This is a genomic window from Paenibacillus lemnae, from assembly GCF_012933385.1.
In the GTDB taxonomy this organism is placed as follows: Bacteria; Bacillota; Bacilli; order Paenibacillales; family Paenibacillaceae; genus Paenibacillus_AQ; species Paenibacillus_AQ lemnae.
Genome location: NZ_JABBPN010000027.1, coordinates 38,793 through 47,877, shown reverse-complemented (window position 1 = coordinate 47,877; position 9,085 = coordinate 38,793). Strand labels below are relative to the sequence as shown.

Genomic DNA, 9,085 nt, shown 5'->3' with positions numbered 1-9,085 from the left:
ACAACCGCCCTAGGAAATGCCTCGGCTGGAAGTCTTCTCACCAATCGTTCATGGACGAGGTGTCGCGCTTAGCTTGACAATCTGTCATCAGATAAAAATAATTTGTTTTCAAATGAGCTTTACGATAACATAGGTGTAAAACGTTGCCGCTTATTTTGTCGAACTTAAAGAAGGCAGCAAATTTGGAATGGAGGGAGTCGGCTTGGGAAAAACCATGGCAGAAATGCAGCAAGAGGTTGATGCTTACATTTCTCAGTTCAAGGAAGGTTATTTCAGTCCCTTGTCCATGATGGCTAGAATGTCCGAAGAGGTCGGTGAGCTGGCCAGAGAAGTGAATCATCGCTATGGTGAAAAACCGAAGAAAGCGGATGAGGAAGAGAACTCCATTGAAATGGAACTCGGCGACATCCTGTTCATCACCCTATGCTTTGCCAATTCTCTCAATATTGATCTGGCAGAAGCGCATAACAAGGTGATGCACAAATTCAAGACACGGGATGAAGGACGCTGGACGAAAATAAACACCGAATAGGCTCCTATTACATATGCTGTACCAAACCCGCTTAAGGGGGAGGGACAGCCAGTGAAGGATAATCCATATATTCAACATGCATACCGATGCATCCTGCAGAATGATTTTGAAGAGGCGATCCGCTGGTTCAAGGAAGCAATTCAATCTGATCCGGGAGACGCGGAGATTCATTATAGATGTTCGATCACTTATGGAAGAAGCGGGAAATTGGAACCCGCTGTATTTCATGCTGAGAAAGCTGTGGAGTTACATCCGGATCATGAAGGATACCAGCTGCATTTACATCATGTAAAAGCATTGCAGCTTGTACAGCAGGCCAGAAAGCTTGTAGAGAACAAAATCCAACCTGCATCTACGGATTTATACCTTGCGGCCCAGCTGTTAAAATCCGCTGTATCGATGGATCCCTTGGATCCCGAAGCTTATGTATGGCTGGCTTTGGTGTATACAGAGCTGAATGAGCATCCGCTTGCTATTTCCACCTTAAAAGAAGTGATAGGCCTATATCCTCAGGAGAGCGGTTTGCAGCACTTGATGGAAGAACTTAAACAACGATTAAGACAATATTTGCAGGACTCATAAGTTGTATTTCATGGACCGGAGGGATTACGATGTCGAAACGTATAAAAGTGACCGTTGTCGGTGCGGGGGGCCGTATGGGCAAAGAAGTTGTTAAATTGGTGCTGCAGGATGATGAGCTGGAGCTTGCCTCTGCCGTCGGATTGAGCGACAGCGGGAAGGATGCCGGTGAATTGGTGGGACTCCCTTCTTGCGGGATCACGGTAACCTCTGATTTAGAGATGGCATTGGTGGAGAGCAAGCCGGATGTGATGGTTGACTTTACAAATCCTCAGTCGGCGTATGACAACACAGCTTTGGCTATTAAACACGGGGTTCGTCCGGTAATGGGGACGACCGGTTTCACACCAGAACAAATCGAAGATCTGGACAAGCAGTGTCATAGCCGGGGGATTGGCGGACTGATCGCGCCGAATTTCTCCATTGGAGCAATACTGATGATGAAATTCGCGGCCCAGGCTGCGAAATATCTCCCGCATGTAGAAATCATTGAAACCCACGGTGATCAGAAACTGGATGCTCCTTCGGGTACTTCCATTAAGACGGCTGAGCTTATTGCTGCGAACCGTGAAGAGCTGCGTCAGGGTAATCCTGCTGAAGAAGAAGTCATTGAGGGTGCCAGAGGCGGCTATTATAATGGATTTCGGATCCATAGTGTCCGTCTTCCGGGTGTGTTTGCCCAGCAGGAAGTTATTTTTGGCGGCTTCGGACAAAGTTTGAAAATACGTCATGATTCGTATGAACGGGCAGGATACATGCCAGGCGTAAAAATGGCTGTTCAGAAAGTAATGGAATACACAGGGATGATTTACGGCTTTGACCATTTTATAGAGTAGAGAAAGAAGGAGAAAACCATATGATGCAGATTGCTTTTATTGCCCACGACCGTAAAAAAGAAGAGATGGTGAACTTTGTTATCGCTTATGAAAAAGTGTTCCAGGGTCACCAGTTGTATGCTACAGGTACCACAGGCACCAGAATAATGGAACAGACGTCACTGAAGATTGAACGGTTTGCCTCCGGACCACTGGGAGGAGACCAGCAGATCGGTGCTTTGGTTGCCAAGAACGAGATGGATTTGATCATCTTCCTGCGTGATCCCTTAATGGCCCAGCCGCATGAACCGGATATTAATGCGCTCCTTCGCTTGTGCGATGTACAGGGCATTCCTCTTGCGACGAACATTGCAACTGCTGAAGTTCTGGTGAAGGCATTGAATCGTGGAGATTTGGGCTGGCGTGAACTGGTGCACAAATATAAGCCGGGCGTTGACCAATGAGTTCAGAATCACAAAAGCTGGATATATTGATCTTCGGCGCACATTCAGACGATGCAGAAATTGGAATGGCCGGAACGATCGCCAAACATACACAAGCCGGATTATCGGTAGGCGTTTGTGATTTGACCCGTGCCGAGATGTCCTCCAACGGCACAGTGGAGAATCGGCAGATGGAAGCTAAGGCAGCTGCCCGTGCTCTGGATTTGAAAGTACGCTGCAATTTAGAGCTGGATGACCGCGGGCTCTGGATGACTGCGGAGCATGTCGAAGCTATCGTCAAGGTCATCCGAACGTATTCACCTTCAATCGTGTTCGCTCCCTATTGGGAAGACCGCCATCCTGACCATGTTGCTTGCAGCAAACTGGTGGAGGAGGCGGTCTTTAATGCCAAACTGCGCCGGTATATGCCGGATTCAGCAGCTGTAAGAGTGGAACAGTTATATTTTTATTTCATCAATGATCTGGGCAAGGCGGATCTGATTGTGGATGTAACATCCCACTATGAACAAAAAGTGCAGGCTCTTTCGTGTTACAGATCTCAATTCGAAAAAAATGATCCTGATTCTGTATCGACACCGCTTACGGAAGGGTATATTGAACGTGTACGGGCTCGTGATTCGCTGCTGGGACAGCGAAGCCTGATTCCTTATGCAGAAGGCTTTGCCTCCAAGACACCGTACACCGTCCGTTTATTTGGCAGCCATACAGAAGCGTAATTACAGGTACATACGCTGTGCAAACAAAGGAGGTTTCCCTATGAAACAGAAGCCGCTTAAAATCGGCATCACTTGTTATCCCTCATTGGGTGGATCAGGTGTCGTGGCGACTGAACTGGGAAAGCTCCTTGCGGAGCAAGGGCATCAGGTGCATTTTATTGCGCACAGTATTCCGTTCCGTTTAGGGGCTTTTCATAAAAATATATTTTATCACGAGGTTGAAGTTAACGATTATTATGTGTTCCGTTATCCGCCGTATGACCTGTCGCTTGCGACCAAGATGGCTCAGGTGGCCAATATGCAGCAGCTGGATGTCATGCATGTTCACTATGCGGTTCCTCATGCAGTATGCGCATTTTTGGCGAAGCAGATGGTCGGAGACCAGCTTAAAGTCGTCACTACACTGCATGGCACGGATATTACCGTGCTGGCACAGGATGAATCTCTCAAGGATCTCATTCGTCTCGCGATTAATGAAAGTGATGCTGTTACCGCCGTTTCTCAAGACCTGATCCGGGAAACGCGTGAGGTGCTGGACATCAACCGGGACATTGATTTAACTTACAATTTTGTTGATCCTCGGATTTACTACCCTAGAGATTCGGCTTCTCTGCGGCGTGATTATGCGGAACCCGGAGAGAAAGTATTAATGCACATTTCCAATTTTCGTCCTGTCAAAAGAGTTCAGGATGTAGTGGATATATTTGAACGTGTGAATAAGGCCTTACCCGCCAAGCTGCTGCTGGTCGGCGAAGGACCTGATCTTCCAAAAATTCAGTGCCGCATCAAGGAACTGGGTCTGGAAGACAGGGTGCATTTTCTCGGCAAACAAGATGAAATCGCTCATGTGATTTCCATGGCTGATGTGCTTCTGCTGCCTTCCGAGAAAGAAAGTTTTGGTCTCGTATCGCTTGAAGCCATGGCCTGCGGCGTTCCGACTGTTGGATCTATGGCTGGGGGGATCCCTGAGCTTGTGACTCACGGTGAAACGGGATTTTTGGCGTCGATTGGAGATAGTGCCAAAATGGCAGAGCATGCCATCCATCTGCTCAGCAACGAAAAGCTGGCTTCAGACATGAAGGAAGCTTGCCTGAAGCGGGCCACATCAGAATTTTGCAATGAACGAATCCGCAGTGAATATGAACAAATTTATTACCGGGTATTGGGACGGAAAGCGAAGGAGCCACATCCTGCCTGTCGCTGAAGGGAATGGCACCTCTTTCCGCTGATTTGAACGGTTTAAAGGAACAGGAGACCCATGGCAGAACATCGTGAAAGTATAAATTGGAAGCATGCTGATCCTCTATTGGTGTCGGGCAGTGTCCAGGTAATCAAAACCATTCTTGAGAACGGGTATGAAGCCTTTTGGGTGGGAGGATGCGTCAGGGATGAATATATGGGCCGTAACGTCAGTGATATTGATATTACGACCTCAGCCCTGCCTGATGTGATAACCTCTCTTTTTGATCGTGTCATTCCAACAGGAATTCAGCACGGTACGGTAACTGTACTGGCAGAAGGCCAATCCTATGAAGTAACCACCTATCGTGTGGAAAGAGGAAGCGATGATCATCGACATCCTGCCGAAATCGTATTTGTAAATGAAATTGAGAAAGATCTTCGCCGTCGTGATTTTACGATGAATGCCATGGCGTTGGGTTTGGAAGGGCAATGGGTAGATCCATTCGGTGGACGCGATGATATTGATAAAGCGCTGATTCGTTGTGTAGGGGAAGCCAAGGTCCGTTTCCAGGAAGATGCATTGCGCATGGTAAGGTGTATACGTTTTGCTTCTGTGTTCGGTTTTATGATTGCTAAAGACACTTGGAACGGATTGCTGGAGGTTAAAAAGACATTAGGCTGGATTGCTATGGAAAGAATTCGCAGTGAGCTGGATAAAATGATGTCTGGACCGGACCCGCTGCGCGGACTGTCTCTGATTAAGGAGAGCGGATTGCACCTGGAGATGAAGGTGCCTTTTCCATATCAAGATCAGGAGCAGGATGTTTCCTTTATCAGAGCGATTCAAGGTGTATCGGCAGATCAGCCGGATATCCGCTGGGCTTTACTGCTGATGGGCTGTAAAATATCAGCAGCGGAAAGTTCAGATCTCCTGCGAAAGTGGACCTTTTCCAATCGGCGCAGGGAACTGATCTTGGGTCTGGTGAAGTTCCAGGAGGCATGGGACTATTCCTTGAGAGAAGCACAGCCTGATGCTGATCGGGTGCTTTGGATTCAACTCGTTCTGCAGATGGGGGTTCCTGCAGCGGAAGCGTGGCTGCAGCTGCAGGAAGGTATCCGGAGTACGGGGGGGACCGCACTTGTCCAGATCGAGGATGCGAGGGTTTGGCTTAAGGGAATGCAGGTCAAGAGTTTGAAGGAATTGGCTTTGACTGGTGATGAGCTGTTGACATCCGTAAATCGCAGAGGCGGACCGTGGATGAAGGGGCTGCTTTCTCATCTGCTGTTTCAGACGGCAGCCGGTTATATGCAGAATGATGAAACAGTTTTGATTGAAGAAGCGAAGCGGGTGATTCAAGATGAAGGAATATAAACAAGATCCTCTGCTGGATATGTTCCGGCAAAGTCCGGATCAATTTCTATCCGGTGAAGAGATTAGCCGTAAACTGTCAATCAGCCGGACAGCAGTGTGGAAGCAGATCAACAAGCTTAGACAGGCCGGGTACGAATTTGAAGCCCTGCCGCGCATGGGATACCGGATCACAGAAACCCCGATGCCGCTGGATGAGCACATGTTGGCAGAACGATTAAAGTCTCAAAAATTTGGGCGCAAGCTTCATATATTATCGACTACGGAATCGACTCAGGAAGATGCCAGGCTTTTGGCAGAACAAGGAGCCTCTGAAGGTACTGTTGTTCTGGCAGAGGAGCAGCGAAGCGGCAGAGGGCGCATGGGCAAGACGTTTTATTCACCATTCGGGAAGGGAATCTTTATGAGTATTATCCTGAGGCCCGAGCAGCCTGTCCATTTGGTTCAGCAGCTTACCTTGTTATGCGGTGTTGCCGTTCAGAAAGCGATTGAAAAAACAACAGGACTCAAAGCCGGCATTAAATGGCCAAATGATGTACTGATTGGTTCTAAAAAGGTGTCCGGAATCCTTTTGGAATCGAAGGCTGAAGATGATGCAGTACGATACTGTATAGCCGGACTGGGGATTAGTGTCAATATTCCTGAGGAGGGCTTTCCGGATGAATTAAAACCCATTGCTACATCTTTAAAAGTTGCAGGAGGCCGGTCCGTGGATCGGAATGAATTGATTGTCTCTACACTACATGAGCTTGAATATCTTTACGAACTCTATAAAGAGCAGGGTTTTCAAATCATAGCCGATATGTGGGAGGCTTCTTCCGTAACACTTAACCGAAGAGTAGCAGTACATACACCTCGAGGGATAACCGAGGGGACAGCATCAGGGCTTCATTCATCCGGGGCACTCTTGATCCGCAGAGATGATGGAGAATGGATGCCTGTGTTCTCTGGAGAGATTCGTGTTGTGCCGCTGGATAAAGAATAGTGAAAATTTACTGTGGATTTGTTATACTTAAGAAGTAAAGGCGGTATCTGAAACTAAGAACTGCACTTTATCATTCTTATTATGATTAAATCATTAAACTGCACAGCCGGTTACGTGGATTCTGCTCTGAGCCGAAAGGACCGAGACAGAAGGGACGATCGCGAGTGACTCTTTTTTGCCTTTCGGACCTTTTTAGCGGTACAGCTAAAAAAGGTTTTTTTGTTGTGTTTATACAAAAACTATAGGAGGCATGGTGTCGCATGGCAGGTAAACAACCTTTAAATATTATTAAAATTCAAAATATGAAGCATGAACGCACCCCGATCAGCATGATCACGGCCTATGATTATCCATCTGCCCAACTGGCTGAAGAGGCTGGTGTAGATATCATTCTGGTAGGAGATTCTCTAGGAAATGTTGTTCTTGGCTACAATTCTACAATCCCTGTGACGATGGAGGATATGGTATATCACACCCGCTCGGTTGCCCGCGGTGCGGAGAATACATTCATTGTGGCAGATCTGCCTTTTATGACATATCACGGAAGCCTGGACGAAACGCTGGGCAATGTACGCAAACTGATGCAGTACGGGCATGCCCATGCTGTTAAATTGGAGGGTGGAGCCGAGATTGCAGATACGGTCAAGCATATTGTGCAGGCGGGAGTGCCGGTGCTGGGTCATATCGGTTTAACGCCTCAGTCCGTGAACCAGATCGGTGGATACCGGATTCAAGGTAAAGATGAACAGGATACTGCTCGCTTGATGAGGGACGCCAAAGCATTGGAGCAGGCAGGGGCATTTGCCGTCGTGCTGGAGCTGGTAACCGAAGAGGCTGCCGCTTCCATTAGTGAAGCACTGAGCATCCCGACGATCGGGATCGGGGCGGGCCGTGCCTGTGACGGACAGGTTCTGGTATATCATGATGTTCTGAAATACACGTCTTCATACCGTGAGAAAAAATTCGTGAAGAATTATGCAGATGTCGGAGCCTTGGTAAGGGAAGGCATCTCGCAGTACGTGCAGGAAGTGAAAGAGCGTTCATTCCCGGCAGAAGAGCATGTGTTTGCAGGCAGCTCAGGGACTTCGGGTTCCACCCCTGGACTTTACGGACATTCCAAGGATAAAGGTGAGTCATAAATGAAAGTCATAAGAACGATAGATGAGCTTCGTTCAGAGCTGGCAGACGGCCGTTCTTCTGGAAGGGGGCCTGTCGGTTTCATCCCGACCATGGGGTACCTGCATGAGGGTCATGGCAGCTTGATGGAACTGGCGCGCAAACAGTCAGGGACGGTAGTTGTGAGTATTTTTGTGAATCCTATTCAATTCGGACCGGGAGAAGATTTCGAGACCTATCCTCGAGATGAGCAGCGTGATTTGAGCTTTGCGAAATCAAAAGGGGTAGACATCGTGTTCCTTCCTTCTGTCAACGAGATGTATCCACAGCCTACAAAAACCAAAGTGTCAGTATCTGAGTTGACTTCTCTTTTATGCGGGGCTTCCCGTCCAGGACATTTTGATGGCGTAACAACGGTAGTTAATAAATTGTTCAACATCGTGAAACCGGATTTTGCCTATTTCGGCATGAAAGATGCGCAGCAGGTTGCAGTCATTGAACAAATGGTGCGTGATCTGAATCTGGATGTGAAGATTGTTCCATGTCCCATTGTCAGAGAAGCTGATGGTCTGGCGTTAAGTTCCAGGAATGTATATTTAAACGACGAAGAGCGAATGCAGGCATTGGTATTGTCCAAGTCGTTACAAGATGCTGTTGATGGCATGCATAAAGGGATTCTTACAACAGCAGGAGAGGTAAGGGAACAGTTGACGTCAGCCATTTCCAAGGCGCCTCTTGCAGACATCGATTACACAGAAATTCTACAGTTCCCTGATCTCGTAAGTATCCCTGATGATGCGGAACTTGAAACCATCGAGAATGCTATCATTTTGGCACTCGCAGTGAAATTTGGGGAAACCCGATTGATTGATAATATATTATTTCAACCGAAAGCAGGTGCATGACATGTTTAGAACAATGATGAAATCCAAAATACATCGTGCCACCGTCACAGAAGCCAATCTGAATTATGTCGGAAGTATTACCATTGATGAAGATCTGATGGATACTGCTGATTTGCTGGAGAATGAAAAAGTTCAGATCGTAAACAATAACAACGGTGCAAGGCTGGAAACTTACGTTATTAAAGGGCGCCGCGGGAGCGGAGTCATCTGTCTGAACGGAGCTGCAGCCCGTCTGGTTCAGCCTGGGGATCAGGTCATTATCATCTCTTACGCCATGATGTCCAAGGAAGAATATGAAGTCCACCAGCCTACAGTCGTCATTGTTGATGGAAACAATAAACCGCTGATTACCGAGCATCGTGAAATTCATGCAACGATCCGTTAAACGGTTATCCCCCAAAATGTGACGAATGGATTTTAGA

At 47.6% G+C, this 9,085-nt stretch carries 11 protein-coding genes; all 11 read left to right on the top strand.

From position 1 onward, the window contains the following. The first annotated feature begins 187 nt into the window (after positions 1-187). The 11 genes from HII30_RS19930 (at position 188) to panD (ending at position 9,048) form a co-directional block, all read left to right on the top strand. Positions 188-532 carry a nucleotide pyrophosphohydrolase gene (locus HII30_RS19930; RefSeq protein ID WP_211184699.1) on the top strand — a complete coding sequence of 115 codons (345 nt, stop codon included), beginning with the start codon at positions 188-190 and terminating at the stop codon, positions 530-532. Positions 533-583: 51 nt separating this feature from the next. Continuing rightward, a complete protein-coding gene (locus HII30_RS19925) occupies positions 584-1,114 on the top strand; it encodes a tetratricopeptide repeat protein (RefSeq protein ID WP_169506791.1) in 531 nt (176 codons plus the stop codon). A 29-nt stretch (positions 1,115-1,143) separates the two neighbouring features. Beyond that, complete coding sequence (gene dapB / locus HII30_RS19920; RefSeq protein ID WP_169506790.1) at positions 1,144-1,947, top strand: 4-hydroxy-tetrahydrodipicolinate reductase; 804 nt, start codon at positions 1,144-1,146, stop codon at positions 1,945-1,947. Between the two features lie 20 nt (positions 1,948-1,967). Then, positions 1,968-2,390 (top strand): methylglyoxal synthase, encoded by a 423-nt coding sequence (gene mgsA / locus HII30_RS19915; protein ID WP_211184698.1) that lies wholly within the window; start codon positions 1,968-1,970, stop codon positions 2,388-2,390. Beyond that, entirely contained in the window at positions 2,387-3,106 is a 720-nt protein-coding gene (gene bshB1 / locus HII30_RS19910; RefSeq protein WP_169506789.1) for a bacillithiol biosynthesis deacetylase BshB1, read from the top strand. Before mgsA ends, bshB1 begins: the two co-directional genes overlap by 4 nt. A 40-nt stretch (positions 3,107-3,146) precedes the next feature. Continuing rightward, positions 3,147-4,310: an N-acetyl-alpha-D-glucosaminyl L-malate synthase BshA gene (bshA, locus tag HII30_RS19905; RefSeq protein ID WP_169506788.1), complete on the top strand. Its 1,164-nt coding sequence runs from the start codon at positions 3,147-3,149 to the stop codon at positions 4,308-4,310. A 54-nt stretch (positions 4,311-4,364) separates the two neighbouring features. Beyond that, the gene (locus tag HII30_RS19900; RefSeq protein ID WP_169506787.1) at positions 4,365-5,660 is read left to right on the top strand and encodes a CCA tRNA nucleotidyltransferase; all 1,296 of its coding nucleotides are present in this window, start codon (positions 4,365-4,367) and stop codon (positions 5,658-5,660) included. Next, positions 5,647-6,642 (top strand): biotin--[acetyl-CoA-carboxylase] ligase, encoded by a 996-nt coding sequence (locus tag HII30_RS19895; RefSeq protein WP_169506786.1) that lies wholly within the window; start codon positions 5,647-5,649, stop codon positions 6,640-6,642. Before HII30_RS19900 ends, HII30_RS19895 begins: the two co-directional genes overlap by 14 nt. Before the next feature lie 260 nt (positions 6,643-6,902). Then, positions 6,903-7,781: a 3-methyl-2-oxobutanoate hydroxymethyltransferase gene (panB, locus tag HII30_RS19890; RefSeq protein ID WP_169506785.1), complete on the top strand. Its 879-nt coding sequence runs from the start codon at positions 6,903-6,905 to the stop codon at positions 7,779-7,781. Next, positions 7,782-8,663, top strand: a complete 882-nt coding sequence (panC, locus tag HII30_RS19885) for a pantoate--beta-alanine ligase (RefSeq protein WP_169506784.1) — start codon at positions 7,782-7,784, stop codon at positions 8,661-8,663. It begins immediately after the preceding gene. Position 8,664: 1 nt separating this feature from the next. After that, positions 8,665-9,048, top strand: coding sequence for an aspartate 1-decarboxylase (gene panD / locus HII30_RS19880; RefSeq protein ID WP_169506783.1), 384 nt, complete (start codon positions 8,665-8,667; stop codon positions 9,046-9,048). Positions 9,049-9,085: the final 37 nt, after the last annotated feature.